The sequence below is a fragment of the Pseudoalteromonas sp. GutCa3 genome, assembly GCF_002836155.1.
Lineage (GTDB): Bacteria > Pseudomonadota > Gammaproteobacteria > Enterobacterales > Alteromonadaceae > Pseudoalteromonas > Pseudoalteromonas arctica.
This window is the reverse complement of the sequence record NZ_PJBK01000035.1, coordinates 61,993-77,491: the sequence shown is the minus strand read 5'-3', so window position 1 is coordinate 77,491 and position 15,499 is coordinate 61,993. Positions and strand designations below refer to the sequence as shown.

The window sequence follows — 15,499 nt, the reverse complement described above, 5'->3', positions numbered from 1 at the left end:
AATTAGCGGCTTTTTTGTGTTCAATAAATAACTAATTGATTATTTACGTTTAGTCGGCTTAACACGCTGATTGTGTTTTTTAACTGCTTTACGAATTTGATTGATTTTAGCGCGTTTATCTTTGCGTTTTTCAGGCATAACAGAAAGCTTAGTTTGTGTTTCGCGGCCTAATTTAACGGTTTTACGCAAGTAGTTTACTGTTTCTAAATCATACTCCATCCAACCACCTTGTGGCACGCGCTTATCAAGCTCTAATTTCCCGTAACGAATACGAATAAGACGAGATACTTCCGCATCTTGAGACTGCCATAAACGACGAACTTCACGGTTACGCCCTTCATTTAACGTTACGTTAAACCAACGGTTAACGCCTTCGCCACCCATAGGGGTTACAGTCGTGAATTTGGCTGGACCATCTTCAAGCTCAACACCACGTAGTAAGTTTTTAACCGTCTCGTTGGTTACTTCACCAAATACACGTGCAGAGTATTCACGCTCTACTTCATAGCTTGGGTGCATTAAACGGTTTGCCAGTTCACCATCGTTTGTAAAAAGCATTAAACCCGATGTATTAACGTCTAGTCGACCAACCGCAATCCAGCGATCGCCATCAATACGAGGAAGTCGGTCAAATACAGTACGACGCCCTTCAGGATCTTTACGTGTGCTTAACTCACCTTCTGGTTTGTTATACATAATCACACGACAGATTCGGTCTGCTTTTTCTTCGATTTTTACACTGTGTCCGTCAACACGAATCAAATCGGTTTCTTCAACACGGTCACCTAACTTTGCCACTTTACCGTTTACACTAACGCGGTTTGCGTCAATGTATTTTTCCATTTCACGGCGTGAGCCTACGCCTGCACGGGCTAAGACTTTTTGTAACTTTTCACCTTGTATAATACTCATTCGGATGGTTCTCTCACAGAAGGATCGCTCAATAACTGGTTAATTTTACTTTGCTGCTCTGTTGGCAACGCAGGTAAATTTTCAAGTCCAGTTAACGAAAAATAATCTAAAAATTGCTTAGTAGTTGCATATAAAGCCGGCTTTCCCGGAACCTCTTTATGCCCTACCACTTTAACCCACTCTCTTTCGAGTAAGGTTTTAATAATATTCGAACCCGTAGTAACACCTCTTACTTGCTCAATTTCGCCGCGTGTAATGGGCTGCCTGTATGCAATAAGTGATAATGTTTCCAGTAAAGCACGCGAGTATTTTGGTGCGCGTTCTTGCCACAAGTTATTTAACCAAGGGCTTAAACTACTGCATGCCTGAAACCGATACCCACTACCAACTTCAACTAAGCGAATACCACGAGTTTGAAAATGTTCTTGTATTGTATCTATTGCGTCATTTATTCGCGTCATAGAAATAGCTAAATCTATTAATACGATGTCTTTAAGGTGGCGTTTACTAACAGGCTTATCTGCAACAAAAATAGCTGCTTCAATGATCTCAACTAGTTGTTCATCACTAATTCGCCGACCCGCCATACACACTCTTAACAAATAAAAATACACAGCCATCTATTATGACAGAACAACACCAAACTAGGAAAATATATCTATCAAATAACTAAATTTAAAACACAAAAAAGCCAGTGACTAGCACTGGCTTTAATCTTACTTACTAAAATGGTAACTATTAGTTACTTTTAAAAGCTTCTAATGCATCATCTTCAGCTACTGCGTTACCGTATTTTTTAATGTAACCCATAAACTCGCTTTTACTGATGCGCTTATCTTGGTTTTTATCCATGTAACCAAAATGATTTGAAATATCATCATCGTTACCTTCAACTACCGAGATATAGCCATTGCTGTCGTTATCTAAGCTTGAAAAACTGCTTTCAATTTTATCGAATTTAGCAATTTCAGCTTTAAATGCCGACTCACTTACTTCAGAATCAGTGGCTACTTTACCATTGTTTAACTTCATATAAGTGTTAAATTCTTTGCGGCTAATTTCGTTATCCATATTGGTATCAATATTTGAAAAATGGCCCCAAATGCTATCGTCATCAGCTTCAACTTTTGAGATATAGCCATCGCTATCATTATCTAAACTTGCAAAGTCACTGTCTATTCTTTCAAGACCTTGATTAGATGAACAAGCCGCTAGGCTTAATGATGCTAAAATAGTGGCTGCTAATGTTAACTTTTTCATAAGACGTATCCTTCGTAATTAATTAAATGTCACTTTAACTAATACAAATCCAATGCCAATAATAGTTAACTTATAATAATCAATAACTTAATCTCAGCCGGTATATTTATTAAACAGTTTCAATAAGTTAAGCTTGCAAGCTTTGCAAACAACCTTGTAATTTTTGCAAAAAAATACCCGGTAAAAACCAGGCATTTCAATTTTACTTATATAGTTAAGCTAACAATTAGATTGCTGCGTTTTGGTAGCGTTTAACAAACTCAGTAACGTTTTGACCATTACATTTTAATGAGTTTAGGTTACCAATTTTTTGACGAACAGGTGCTAAACCTTGTTTTAAAGCCGTCATACATAATTGAGTTTCTTGTTGAGCGTCTTTTGCAAATACTTCTACTTTCTCAACTGATGCGTTGCTTAATGTCGTTTTTTTAGCAATATCACGAATATCTTCACCATTACATAAAATGCTTTTAGAAAAACGAGATAGGTAAACACCGTGCTGGGCAGCTTCTTTACGAGCAACGCTAAAGCCTTCGTTTGCACTTAGTACACATAACTTAGACTCAATTTTGTTATCTTGGCTAAAGTAAGTATTGCTTTGAGCTGACGCAGTTGCAGATGCTAGTAAAGCAGTGGCTAAAAGTAGTTGAATTTTCATGAGAGATCCTATTTGAACGAGCTAAACAAGTGAATTTCGCGCATTATATATTCAATAAAGTTAAGTTCAATTGAATTTTTTATTTATTTAAATAATTAATATTGTATTCACAATGTTTAAACTTTATCCATCATTTGATCAACATTTGCGCAGCTATTATCTCAATTCAGTCATGTTATGTACGCGTATTTACTGATACAATTTAAGCTATTAAATAGAACCAATTTTAAGGTAAATTTTATGAAAGTGATTTCTTTCAATATCAATGGTCTGCGTGCTCGTCTTCACCAATTACAAGCAATTATCGACAAACATCAACCAGACGTTATTGGCTTGCAAGAGATTAAAGTTCACGACGAAGCATTCCCATTAGAAGATGTACAAAAAATGGGATATCACGTCTACTTTCATGGTCAAAAAGCGCATTATGGCGTAGCTATGTTATGCAAAAAAGAGCCTAAATCGGTCTTAAAAGGTTTTGCCACCGATACAGATGAATCGCAAAAACGCATGATAAGCGTCACTGTTGAACAAGAAAACGGTCGCGACCTTACTGTCATGAATGGCTATTTCCCACAAGGTGATAATATTAATCACGAAACTAAATTCCCTTATAAACGTCAATTTTATAAAGATTTAATGACACACCTTGAAACCAATCACACACCCGATCAAGATGTAATTGTCATGGGGGATATCAACATATCACCCACCGATTTAGATATTGGTATTGGCGACGTAAATGCTAAACGTTGGTTAAAAACGGGTAAATGTTCTTTTCAACCGGTAGAGCGTGAATGGCTTGCAACATTACTTAATTGGGGTTTTAAAGACACCTTTAGAGAGCAAAACCCCGAAACAGACGATCAATACTCGTGGTTTGACTATCGCTCTAAAGGGTTTGTAGATAATCGAGGACTTCGTATAGATGTAGTGCTTGCAACCAATGAGCTTGCAGCACGCTGCATAGATACAGGTATTGATTACGAACTTCGCGGTATTGAAAAACCGTCAGATCATGCCCCTATATGGTCAACATTTAAGTAATTATTATGCTAAGCCTAACAATACAGGGGCTACTTTGGGCTCTTGTAATTATTATTGCTCTATTAAGCTTTGATAAAAAAACATATAAAACATTGCTTAGTACGCCCGTCCGTCAAACTAGCGTACTTGCGTGTGCGTTAGTGTTTGCAGTGCTTTGGCGAATAAAGGCTGGCATTTTAACTGGCCTTGATTTACACATACTAGGTGTTACGGCTGCTACATTAATTTTAGGCTGGCGATTGACTATTTTAAGTAGCCTACTTGCCACAGCCCTACTCGCTGCCTTTGGTCAAATTGAACTTGAGCTGTTACCAGTACAACTGCTTATTGGTGCGTTTATTCCTATTTTATTGAGCTATCTTGGCTTTATAATTAGTTACCAATATTTACCTCGTCATTTTTTTGTTTATATATTTGTTTGTGCGTTTATAACCGCAGGATTTATAGCCTGTATAAAAATAAGCCTAGGTGCTTTATTTTACTTAGCTATAGGGCAATACAATTGGCAAGAACTTGCAGATAACTACGTTTATTTAAGTGCCATAATTTGGTTTCCTGAAGCAATGCTCAACGGCATGGCTATAACAATTATGATCACCTATCGCCCGCATTGGGTAAAAACTTTTTACGATAAGGACTACCTAGGCTCATGAGTCTTGAATATCAATGCCCGCTGTGTAACCTAGCACTTTTGAAAACTGATTCAACACTTCGTTGTGCTAACAACCACAGCTTTGATTTTGCTAAAGAAGGCTATGTTAATTTACTGCCTGTGCAACAGAAAAATTCAAAACAACCGGGTGATTCACTTGAAATGGTACAAGCCAGACGTGCATTTTTAGAGCGTGGGTATTATCGTTTTTTACAGCAAAGCCTTAGTGATATAATCAGTAATATAAGTGCAAAAACTATTATTGATTTAGGATGCGGTGAAGGGTTTTATACCCAAGCAATCGCGAATAAAACAAATGCTGTTGTATTCGGCGTCGATATTTCAAAATCAGCGGTTAAATATGCAGCTAAGCGCTACCCTAATTGCCAATTTAGTGTGGCATCAATCAGCCAAGCGCCCTTTAAAAGCCAATTTGCTGATGTACTTGTAAGTGTATTTGCACCTTTGTTTGAGCAAGAGCTTGAACGCCTAGCAAATCAAAACGCAACATTAGTGGTTGCAAGCCCAGGACCTTGTCATTTAAAAGAGCTAAAATCTTATATATATTCAGAAGTAAACGAACATACTGAAATAGCCACTCCAAAAGGATTTCAAAAATCAGAGCAGATCCTTTTAACAGAGCATGTAGCGCTTAGCTTTACTGATATTAAAAACTTAATAATGATGACGCCATTTGCATGGAAATTTAGACCCGAGCACTGGACAGCACTCGAAGAAAAAGGTGAACACACTGTCACCTTATCGTTTTATATTACTCAGTTTACCAAAATAGATAATGATGTAACTCTCTAAAACTGCTCTTTAGTAAACGCCCTGTCCATTTTATCAAACATATCTTTAAGTAAATTGGCAAGCTCCATATAACGGGGCTTGTTTTCACTTAACTGCGTTTGATATCCATTAGCTGCCATTTTAGTGTACAGCTCGTTATACCATTTTTGCATCGCAGGCTCTAAAGGCGTTTGCGCTCGCTTACCCAACCAAAATAAACCTTGTAATGGTAGCGATATAAAAAATAATGCACTTGCAATGGCTTGCGGTAAAAAATCAGAACCCAAGTAATTTAGCTGAAAAAACAATGTTAGCATGGCTAATATTGGCATTACTGTAATGGCAAGCTCAGTCGCTCTAATTACTCTAAACTCTAAAAATAAGGGCGCAAGCTCTTTGCGCATTGGCCATTTTTTACCATACAAACGGCCAGTTTGTAGTTGTGACATCACACTTTTTTGCATCATGACTCCTCACAGATACTGCTTTTAAATACAATGGAAAAACGAGCTATACGCAAAGTGTAACACAAAATGAAAGAGTTACACTTTCTCAGTAAGACAGCTTAAATTTACCTTTTAATGACGAACAATCCTAACTTAAACATCTTAATTAAGGTAAAGTAATTAACATTGCGTTAACCACTTTGCAATTGAACATTCAATTGTTTTAGCTTTATTTAATACCGTAAGTGTAACGATTACGTATTAACGTTTACTTACTAAATTTGTTTATGGAAATTGAATCTATGCCAACAACCCCTCCTGAATCACAACACGTTTTAGTTTTAAATTGTGGTAGCTCTAGCTTAAAGTTTGCCATTATTGATGCAAACGATGGTCACGAAATTATTTCAGGCCTTGCTGAACGCTTAGGCGCTAAAACACCCTCTATTAAATACAAATTTAATGGTACTAAAACAGTTATCGACTTAGCGGCTAATCAAGCACATGCTGAGGCTATAAATACGCTTGTAAGCTTAATAAAAGATCACAACTTAGACGAGCAACTTATCGCAGTGGGCCATCGTGTTGTACATGGCGGCGAGCACTTTACGCAATCCGTATTGATTGACGAAAAAGTAATTGCAGGCATTACACAGTCTGCAACGCTTGCGCCGCTTCATGGGCACGCTAATTTACTAGGTATATCATCGGCGCAGGCATCGTTTGAAGGTTTGCCACAAGTCGCGGTGTTTGATACTGCATTTCACCAAACTATGAATGAAGTTGCCTTTCTTTACGCTCTTCCATATAAGTTGTACACCGAGTTTGGTGTTAGGCGTTATGGTTTTCACGGCACAAGTCATTTTTATGTTGCAGGGCAAACAGCAAAGCTGCTAAAGCAACCTATCGAGCAAAGCAATTTTATTAGTGCCCACTTAGGTAACGGTTGTTCTGTATGCGCTATTAAAAATGGTAAGAGTGTTGATACCAGCATGGGACTAACGCCTCTAGAGGGGCTGATAATGGGCACACGTAGCGGCGATATTGACCCTGGTTTATTTAACTTTTTAACCACTCAACTTGATTACACAGCCCAGCAAATAGATAACCTACTAAATCAAAAAAGTGGCTTACTAGGTATTAGCGAGCTTTCTAACGATTGCCGTACCATTGAAGAAGCCGCTATGGTCGGTAATAAAAAAGCGATACTCGCAATTGAGATGTTTTGCTACCGACTTTCAAAACAAATTGCAGCGTATATGGTGCCATTACAGCGCCTTGATGCTGTGATTTTTACTGGTGGTATTGGTGAAAACTCAGATATTATTCGTGAAAAAGTAATTACACAACTTGCCTTTTTAGGCATTAATTGTAATCCGCAAGCCAACCTTAATGCGCGCTTTGGTCAAGAAGGCGTTATTAGCTGTAAAAATTCACACATCAAAGCAGTTGTAATGCCAACTAATGAAGAATGGGTTATTGCCCTTGATGCTGCAAATATTGTAAAGGAGCTTTAATATGGCACGTCGTATTATGTTAATTCCTGTTTCTACCGGTGTGGGTTTAACGTCGGTATCAGTTGGTTTAGTGCGTGCACTTGAACAAAAAACAGTTAAAGTTAACTTTTTCAAACCAATAGCTCAGCCACGTTCTGGTGAAACAGGCCCTGAAAAATCAACGCAAATAGTTACTCAAGGCTCACCTATTAACCCACCAATGCCTTTTGCACTTGATTATGCTGAGCAAATGATTGGCGACGGTAAAGGTGATGACCTACTAGAGGAAATTGTTGAACGCTTTGAAAGTAAAATAAACGACGACGAAGTCGCTATTATTGAAGGTATGGTACCTACTCGTCGCCAACCTTATGCTGGGCGTGTAAACCGCGAAATTGCGCAAACACTCGGCGCCGAAATTGTATTTGTACTTACCCCTGGTAATTACACCATTACTCAAATAGAAGACCGCCTTGAAATCGCAGCAGGTAACTATGGTGGTATCGATCACCCTCGCGTACTGGGCTGTATTTTTAATAAAGTAAATGCGCCACTTGATGAAGAAGGTCGTGCACGCGCCGATTTAGTCGATGCCTATAAACCTGAAGAGCTTGAGAACGAGTTAAATCGTTTAGCATCCCTACCTATTTTTAAAAAAAATCCGTTTATGTTACTTGGTGCAATCCCGTGGGATTTTGACTTAGTAGCGCCGCGCGTAAAAGACTTAAGCGCATACTTAAAAGCCACGATTATTAACGAAGGCGATATGCTTCATCGTCGTCTGCGCCGTATTACTTTTTGTGCTCGTACGGTTTCAAATATTTTAAATTATTTTACGCCAGGCGCTTTATTAGTAACACCGGGCGATCGCTCTGACATACTTGTTGCTGCGTGCTTATCTGCTATGAACGGCACTAAACTTGGCGCTATATTACTCACCGGTGGCTTTGAGCCAGAGCCACGTATTATGGCCTTGTGTGAGCAAGCCATGCAAACCGGTTTACCAATACTCGCAACCGATGCAGACACATGGCGTACATCATTACTACTGCATAACTTTAATATGGAAGTACCAAATGATGATGACCAACGTATTGAAAAAGTGAAAGATCACAACGCAGAGCATATCAATTCAAGCTGGCTAGATACTCTAGCTAAAAGTGTAGGTAAAACTCGTAAGTTATCACCACCCGCATTTCGTTACTTACTTACCACTAAAGCGCGTAAAGCAGGTAAAACCGTGGTTCTGCCAGAAGGCAATGAACCTCGTACAATTAAAGCGGCTGCTATTTGTGGTCAACGCGGAATTGCTAAAACTATATTACTAGGCGATCGCGAAGAAATAATGCGTATTGCGCAGCAGCAAGGTATTGAGCTAAACGAACATGTAAGTATTATCGAGCCTCAAAGCATTATAAATGATTATATTGCGCCTATGGTCGAAATTCGTAAAAGCAAAGGCCTAACTGCCGTAGTAGCACAAGAGCAACTACAAGATAACGTTGTACTGGGTACAATGATGCTTGAGCAAGGTAAAGTAGACGGTTTAGTATCGGGCGCGGTAAACACTACGGCAAATACAATTCGCCCACCACTGCAATTGATTAAAACAGCACCAGGGTCATCACTAGTATCATCTGTATTTTTTATGCTACTGCCTGACCAAGTGTTAGTTTACGGTGATTGTGCGATTAACCCAGACCCTAATGCTGAACAACTTGCAGACATAGCGATTCAATCTGCCGACTCTGCAGCTGCATTTGGCATAGAGCCACGTGTTGCCATGATCAGCTACAGCACGGGCACTTCTGGTACAGGTGCCGATGTTGAAAAAGTACGTGAAGCCACAAAAATAGCAAAACAAAAACGTCCTGATTTAATTATCGACGGCCCACTACAATACGATGCCGCTATAATGGAAAACGTAGCACTTAAAAAAGCACCTAACAGCCCTGTAGCCGGTAAAGCGACCGTATTTATATTCCCAGATTTAAATACGGGTAATACCACGTATAAAGCAGTACAACGTAGTGCCGACTTGATAAGTATTGGCCCTATGCTGCAAGGTATGCGTAAACCTGTGAACGATTTAAGCCGTGGTGCATTAGTTGATGATATTGTGTATACAATCGCCTTAACTGCCATTCAAGCAGCTCAAGCAGAAGCGCTAATTACTCATTAAACGTAACGTGTGCTTTTTATAGCCTAGCTATTATTTATTTAATAATTAACTAGTTAGGTTATTTATACCCTGCAACCCCCATACTTATCCACAGAAATTGTGGGTAAGTTTTTACCCCCTTCTTTTATCTACTTATTTACTGCTGAGTTAGTCGTTGTTACACCTTTAATTTAAAGCCAATAATCTATACTATAAAGCTATCAATATTGCTGTTCGCAGGCTTTTAATGTCAAAACAAACATTACAATTACACAGCACCATTTTATCTATACACAGTTTAGATGTAGATGCCGACATACCTGCGGCACTTTTAAAGCAATCTTTGTTTTTTATTTCTAAAACCCATGATGAACTTTCAATTGTATGCCCAAGCGATTTTGAAGTAAAAAGCCTGGATACCGAACCCGACTGGCAAGCTTTAGAGGTTGTAGGTCCACTTGGCTTTTCGTTAACCGGAATTATGGCTAATATTTCAGGGGTATTAGCGCACGCTAAAATTTCTATCTTTTCAATCTCAACCTACGATACTGATTATATTCTCATAAAAAAACACACTGCAGAAAATGCTATTTCCGCTTTAAAAAAAGAGGGTTATAACGTGGTGGTAAATTAACTTATGAAAGCTCAAAAAATTGACTATTTAGCTCAAAATAAAACGCCTCTTAATGCAATAAATATTACCAGCCCATTTACAGGTAAAGTAATTGAACTGAAAGAGCACCCAGAACCTTTTTTTCGTTTTGGCACTCTGGGCCCTGGTATTATGGTGCAACTAACAAGTCATAAAATTTTAGCACCGTTTGATGGAACTTTATTACAAGTAAAAAATGCAGGTACTGAGTTTATTCTACAAGCTAATAATGGTCTAAAAGCCTTGATTAACTTAACTATTTTCGATTCACAATCAATTACGCATACCCATATTGCGCAACTCAATGGTAGCAAAATATGCAAAGGTCAACGCCTTGCTTATTTTGATTTACGAGAACTTGATACTCCAATGCTTGCTAGTTTAATTTTACTAAACGGCCATAACCTTGGCACATTTCATTACTCGCATTCGCATGTAAATGCGGGTGAAGACACACTATTAACTATTATTAAGAAGAACTAGATTTATGATCACTCTATACGGCATTAGCAACTGCGATACGATAAAAAAAGCTAAAAAACATTTAACTGATAACAACATCGAATTTACGTTTCATGACTACCGCAAAGATGGCGTAAATGAGCAAATGGTGAGTGAATTTGCAGACAAGCTCGATTGGGAACAACTCGTTAATAAACGTGGAACAACTTATCGCGCATTAACTGATGAGCAAAAACAAAGCCTAACTAAAGAAAGTGCTATCCCATTGTTGGTTGAACAACCTGCCATGATCAAACGTCCAGTACTGGTAAACAATGGCAGTTACCATTTAGGTTTTAAAGCAGCCCAATACGACGAGATTTTTAAATAATGACTAATGACGTAATTCAACTCGCCCAAGCGCTAATCCAACGTGAATCGGTAACGCCCGAAGATGCTGGCTGCCAACAAATGATGAACGATCGCCTTGCTGCGGTTGGTTTTAATATAGAATCATTATTTTTTACCGACACACTTAATACTTGGGCTAGAAAAGGCACACAATCGCCGCACTTTTGTTTTGCAGGTCACACCGACGTTGTACCAACAGGCCCTGAAAAAAATTGGCAACACCCGCCGTTTTCAGGATTAATAAAAGACGGCCTATTACACGGGCGTGGTGCTGCCGATATGAAAGGCTCATTAGCCGCAATGCTAGTAGCAACAGAGCGTTTTGTTACTAAACATCCAGATCATAAAGGCTCTATTTCTTTTTTAATCACTTCTGACGAAGAAGGACCGTTTATAAACGGCACAACACGTGTAATAGATACACTAGAAGCCCGTGGTGAAAAAATAGATATGTGCCTAGTAGGCGAACCCTCATCACGAGATGTATTAGGCGATGTTGTTAAAAATGGCCGAAGAGGCTCACTTACCGCTTACCTAACGGTTAAAGGCGTACAAGGTCATGTTGCCTACCCACATTTAGCACAAAACCCAATTCACTTAGCGACGCCAGCACTTACTGAGCTTAGCCAAACGGTGTGGGATAACGGCAACGAATACTTCCCCGCCACCAGCTTTCAAATTTCGAATATTAATGGTGGCACGGGTGCGGGTAATGTGATCCCGGGTGAACTAGAAGTACAGTTTAACTTTAGATTTAGCACGCAAGTAACGCATGAGCAATTACAGCAACGTGTAAATGACATTCTACAAAAGCATGACTTAAATTATGAATTAAGCTGGATAGTAAATGGCTTACCTTTTATTACCGAGCACGGCCCGCTTGTTGATGCCACAGTTAAAGCGATTAAATCAGTAACCGGCTTAACACCCAATTTAGAAACCACTGGCGGCACATCTGACGGTCGTTTTATTGCACAAACTGGCGCTAAAGTAATTGAACTTGGCCCACGTAACGCCACTATTCATAAAGTAGATGAATGCGTAAGTACCGATGATTTAATAGCCCTTACCGACATTTACGAGCAAATATTAGAGCAACTTTTAGCATAATGGATGTTACTCAACCCACATCGATAATGTGTATCACAGGGCAAAGTGATACACATTTAACTGATATACAAAATCATCGCTTGCACAGCGCTATTATTAGCGACTTTTTAGCGCTGCAAAGTGCAGCACAAAAAGCGGGATTTGAGCTTACTATTGCATCAAGCTTTCGCGATTTTGATCGTCAATCAATTATTTGGAATAATAAGTTTTTAGGGATTCGACCTGTTTTCAATAAACAGCAAGAGATTGTAGATTTAACTAAATTAAATGATGTAGATAAATGCATAGCAATAATGCTCTACTCTGCATTACCTGGGGCAAGCAGGCACCATTTAGGCACCGATTTAGACGTGTTTGATAAAGCTGCGGTAAGTGATGATTATAAACTACAGCTAACACCTGATGAATACCTGCAAGGTGGGCCGTTTGCGCCTTTAAGTAATTGGCTTGATACTAACTTAGATAAATTTGGCTTTTATCGCCCTTACCAGCATGATTTAGGTGGTGTCGCACCTGAGCTTTGGCATATAAGCCATATTAAGCAATCGCAATTATTAGTGAATAAGCTTAGCGAACAAGTACTTTTTGAATGCATAAAAAACAGTGAACTACAGGGTAAGCAGGCAATACTTGATAACTTACCCGCTATTTATACACGCTTTGTAACGAACGTTAGTCCGCCATAAAGAACTTGTTTAAGTGGTATCACACCTTCTTTTTATTTAAGATAAATACCAGCACAGCGCCTAATATTAATGAGCTTGCTACAATAAATTCCATTGTTACCTGCTCTGATAAAAACAAAACCCCTGCAATGGCAGCTAGTACAGGTACACAAAGCTGCACAACAGCAGCTTGGGTACTTTTAAGCAGTGGCATAGCCACATACCAAACACTGTAACCAATTCCAGAAGCTATCGCACCCGAGGCACACGCAAGCAAAACCCCTTCAATACTCATATTTTTTAAATAACTCATACCAACAAGTAATAAAACAGGGATAGCCACTAAGCTTCTTATAAAGTTAAACCCGGTAGTACGCAGTGGCGATACGCACACTTTACCGCGAATACTGTAAATACCCCATGCCACACCACTGAGTGCCATAAGTGATGCACCTAATAATGACGGTACAGCAGCAGATGGCAGCATTAGATATACAAACCCACCTAGCGCTACTATAAACGCGCACCACTGAAGCACACTCAACTGCTCTTTTTGATATATGCCCCAGCCAATCATAGTGAGTTGCACGGCTGAAAACAAAATCAATGCACCGGTGCCTGTATCCAGCTCTACGTATGCAATCGAAAAACAAAGTGCATAAACTAAAAGGCTTATACTGCTTCGCCAGCTTCCTTTATCACTTAAAATAGCGGGGTTAAATGTGCCTTTTCGTTTTAAATTATGAGTATAGATAGCCATTATAATACCCAAACACGCAGCACCACTGAGTAAGCGAATAACTGTAAAGTTCCAAGCATCTATATAGCCTTCGGCTAAAGCCATTCTGCAAAAAAGAGAGTTTGCAGCAAACGCAATTAAAGCAATGATTGTGTACAACGTAGCTTTCAAAAAAATTCCTTAGCAATAAAAACAAATTACAGCGTTATTTCAATTAATTAACTAATTAACCTACTAAGCTCAAAACATTGTCATAAGCGCCAATAAAACAGCTTACTGAGCAGCACATTTAAACAGGATTGGTATAACTGTGCAAAGAGAGTATTTAGTTTTAATAAATTAGATCATTTATACTCAAACCTTAGCCGCATTTGCAAAATACGGTGTCTACAACACAAGATATCCTTTTAGTATTTTTCGTATACGACTTAATGAGTAGCAATTACTTCATTTAAAAAATTCATTTATCGTTACGCTTTAGGGATCATTGTATTCAATAAGACCAATAAAGTACCTTAAGCATTTCAATATTGTTACCCAACAAGAAAATTCACACTTTGTTCACCAATGTCATTTTATATTTCCTTATTAGCAGGCAGTTTTACTCTACGATTTTTTACAATATTTCGCATATTCAGCTAAAAATAATATGTTAATGTATGCAGGTAAATTAAGAGGAGTGCGCAGTGCGCCTAAGTATAATTTTAAGCTTTTGTTGTATTTTAAGTGGGTGTAGCACAATGGGCTTTAATGACCTATTTAATGACTATGCCACGCAAATGACACCAATAAGAAATGCGATCGAGAAAAATAACATCGAAGAAGCACGATCCCTTATTGCCAATAATAGCACCATGCACAGCAGCTACTTACTCAACCAACTTGAGCAAGCTCGCTTAAACGACTTAGCCAATACGCCACAAGAGGCACAAAGTAAATTTGAGAACGTGTACACGCAAATGCAAAAAAAACGCGAAGCCGCCAAAATACAAGTAAGTGCGGGGCTTGAACAAAGCAATGCGTTATTTACTAACGACTCAGCCATTACTTATGTACCACCGGCTTACGAAATGAGTATGCTTCATAGTTATAAAGCACTTAACTACGTGTATAAAAATGATGTAGAAGGCGCTTTGGTCGAAATTCGCCGTGCTAATAAAGTACAAGTTGATGCACTAAGCGAAAATAAAACAGATGGCGACTCAACAGTTAAGGAAGCGCAGCAGCACTACCCTAGCATGGGCAATGTAACCAGAGATGTAAAAAATGGCTTTCAAAATGCCTACACATTTTATTTATCTGCTTTGCTTTACCAAAGCGCTAAACAGTATGACGATGCTTATATTGATTATAAAAAAGCACTGGCTATACAACCTAACAATATTTATTTACAGCAGGACGTAATGCGCCTTGCTAAAAAACAAGGGTTTGACCAAGAACTAAGTGAATTTAAAAAACGTTTTAGTGATGCATCCACTATTTCTGCAACACAAGGCGAAGTAATTGTTTTATTTGAACAAGGCTTAGTACCAAAACAAGATGAATTTAAACTGCGCTTACCAATTTATTCATCACGCGGCGATGCACGCTTTTACAGCCTTGCAATGCCAGTATATAAAGATAATGCCTATGTGCGCCGCCTTAATAATATAAACATAGATGCACAAAGCTTAGAGCTGAGCCCATTAGTACACATTGAAGCACTTGCAGCAAAAACATTAGAAGATCAAATACCTGCAAAAGTAGCTCGCCAAGTACTTAGATTAGTAGCTAAAGAGAAAGTGCGTGCAGAACTTGCTCGCAGTGCCGGTGATGTAGGTAACATACTTGCTAATATTTATAATTTGGCGTCTGAGCAAGCTGATACACGTAGCTGGCTTACACTTCCAAATCAAATAAGTGTTGCAAGGCAAAGCCTAAATACAGGTGAGCATTCTCTGCATATAGGCACACAAGCACCTATAAATTTTACCGTTAGTAAGCAAGGGTTAACGTTAATTTACTTAACCTCCGTTAATAACTACTTTAATTACCACGTAGTTCAACTTTAGGAGCCA

The 15,499-nt window shown here is 38.7% G+C and carries 17 protein-coding genes; 11 read left to right on the top strand and 6 right to left on the bottom strand.

The annotated features are described in order from the left end of the window. Positions 1–39: 39 nt before the first annotated feature. The 4 genes from rluB to CXF64_RS07795 form a co-directional block, all read right to left on the bottom strand. Positions 40–912, bottom strand: a complete 873-nt coding sequence (gene rluB / locus CXF64_RS07810; protein WP_007582584.1) for a 23S rRNA pseudouridine(2605) synthase RluB — start codon at positions 910–912, stop codon at positions 40–42. Further along, positions 909–1,499: an SMC-Scp complex subunit ScpB gene (gene scpB, locus CXF64_RS07805; RefSeq protein ID WP_024592539.1), complete on the bottom strand. Its 591-nt coding sequence runs from the start codon at positions 1,497–1,499 to the stop codon at positions 909–911. The genes rluB and scpB overlap by 4 nt, the downstream gene beginning before the upstream one ends. Positions 1,500–1,650: 151 nt before the next feature. Further along, the gene (locus CXF64_RS07800) at positions 1,651–2,172 is read right to left on the bottom strand and encodes an EF-hand domain-containing protein (RefSeq protein ID WP_007582579.1); all 522 of its coding nucleotides are present in this window, start codon (positions 2,170–2,172) and stop codon (positions 1,651–1,653) included. A 226-nt stretch (positions 2,173–2,398) separates the two neighbouring features. Beyond that, complete coding sequence (locus CXF64_RS07795) at positions 2,399–2,830, bottom strand: exonuclease III (protein WP_101216740.1); 432 nt, start codon at positions 2,828–2,830, stop codon at positions 2,399–2,401. Between the two features lie 240 nt (positions 2,831–3,070). On the opposite strand from CXF64_RS07795, the gene xthA reads away from it, so the two are divergent. From xthA to CXF64_RS07780, 3 genes are read left to right on the top strand one after another with little or no spacing between them, the layout of a single operon-like run. After that, positions 3,071–3,877 (top strand): exodeoxyribonuclease III, encoded by an 807-nt coding sequence (gene xthA / locus CXF64_RS07790; protein ID WP_010554249.1) that lies wholly within the window; start codon positions 3,071–3,073, stop codon positions 3,875–3,877. Positions 3,878–3,882: 5 nt separating this feature from the next. After that, positions 3,883–4,530 carry an energy-coupling factor ABC transporter permease gene (locus CXF64_RS07785; protein WP_024590447.1) on the top strand — a complete coding sequence of 216 codons (648 nt, stop codon included), beginning with the start codon at positions 3,883–3,885 and terminating at the stop codon, positions 4,528–4,530. Next, positions 4,527–5,342: a putative RNA methyltransferase gene (locus CXF64_RS07780; protein WP_024608131.1), complete on the top strand. Its 816-nt coding sequence runs from the start codon at positions 4,527–4,529 to the stop codon at positions 5,340–5,342. The genes CXF64_RS07785 and CXF64_RS07780 overlap by 4 nt, the downstream gene beginning before the upstream one ends. On the opposite strand, the gene yfbV is transcribed toward CXF64_RS07780, so the two are convergent. Then, positions 5,339–5,785, bottom strand: a complete 447-nt coding sequence (yfbV, locus tag CXF64_RS07775) for a terminus macrodomain insulation protein YfbV (protein ID WP_007582569.1) — start codon at positions 5,783–5,785, stop codon at positions 5,339–5,341. The two genes, CXF64_RS07780 and yfbV, sit on opposite strands and share 4 nt — an antisense overlap. Before the next feature lie 284 nt (positions 5,786–6,069). Between yfbV and CXF64_RS07770 the strand changes: the two genes are divergently transcribed. From CXF64_RS07770 to CXF64_RS07740, 7 genes are all read left to right on the top strand, one after another. Continuing rightward, positions 6,070–7,284, top strand: a complete 1,215-nt coding sequence (locus tag CXF64_RS07770; protein ID WP_101164479.1) for an acetate kinase — start codon at positions 6,070–6,072, stop codon at positions 7,282–7,284. A gap of 1 nt (position 7,285) precedes the next feature. Next, entirely contained in the window at positions 7,286–9,445 is a 2,160-nt protein-coding gene (pta, locus tag CXF64_RS07765; protein WP_024599375.1) for a phosphate acetyltransferase, read from the top strand. Positions 9,446–9,671: 226 nt separating this feature from the next. Further along, entirely contained in the window at positions 9,672–10,058 is a 387-nt protein-coding gene (locus CXF64_RS07760; RefSeq protein WP_101216739.1) for an ACT domain-containing protein, read from the top strand. A 3-nt stretch (positions 10,059–10,061) separates the two neighbouring features. After that, positions 10,062–10,559: a PTS glucose transporter subunit IIA gene (locus CXF64_RS07755; protein ID WP_101216738.1), complete on the top strand. Its 498-nt coding sequence runs from the start codon at positions 10,062–10,064 to the stop codon at positions 10,557–10,559. A gap of 4 nt (positions 10,560–10,563) precedes the next feature. Next, positions 10,564–10,908, top strand: coding sequence for an ArsC family reductase (locus CXF64_RS07750; protein ID WP_024592532.1), 345 nt, complete (start codon positions 10,564–10,566; stop codon positions 10,906–10,908). Beyond that, positions 10,908–12,038, top strand: coding sequence for a succinyl-diaminopimelate desuccinylase (gene dapE / locus CXF64_RS07745; protein ID WP_101216737.1), 1,131 nt, complete (start codon positions 10,908–10,910; stop codon positions 12,036–12,038). The genes CXF64_RS07750 and dapE overlap by 1 nt, the downstream gene beginning before the upstream one ends. Next, positions 12,038–12,724 (top strand): M15 family metallopeptidase, encoded by a 687-nt coding sequence (locus CXF64_RS07740; RefSeq protein ID WP_101216736.1) that lies wholly within the window; start codon positions 12,038–12,040, stop codon positions 12,722–12,724. The genes dapE and CXF64_RS07740 overlap by 1 nt, the downstream gene beginning before the upstream one ends. Positions 12,725–12,743: 19 nt before the next feature. Here the strand turns inward: CXF64_RS07740 and CXF64_RS07735 are convergent, their stop codons facing one another. Continuing rightward, a complete protein-coding gene (locus tag CXF64_RS07735) occupies positions 12,744–13,613 on the bottom strand; it encodes a DMT family transporter (RefSeq protein ID WP_101216735.1) in 870 nt (289 codons plus the stop codon). Between the two features lie 515 nt (positions 13,614–14,128). On the opposite strand from CXF64_RS07735, the gene CXF64_RS07730 reads away from it, so the two are divergent. Then, on the top strand, positions 14,129–15,493 hold the full coding sequence (locus CXF64_RS07730; protein ID WP_101216734.1) for a COG3014 family protein: 1,365 nt from the start codon (positions 14,129–14,131) through the stop codon (positions 15,491–15,493). Positions 15,494–15,499 lie beyond the last annotated feature (6 nt).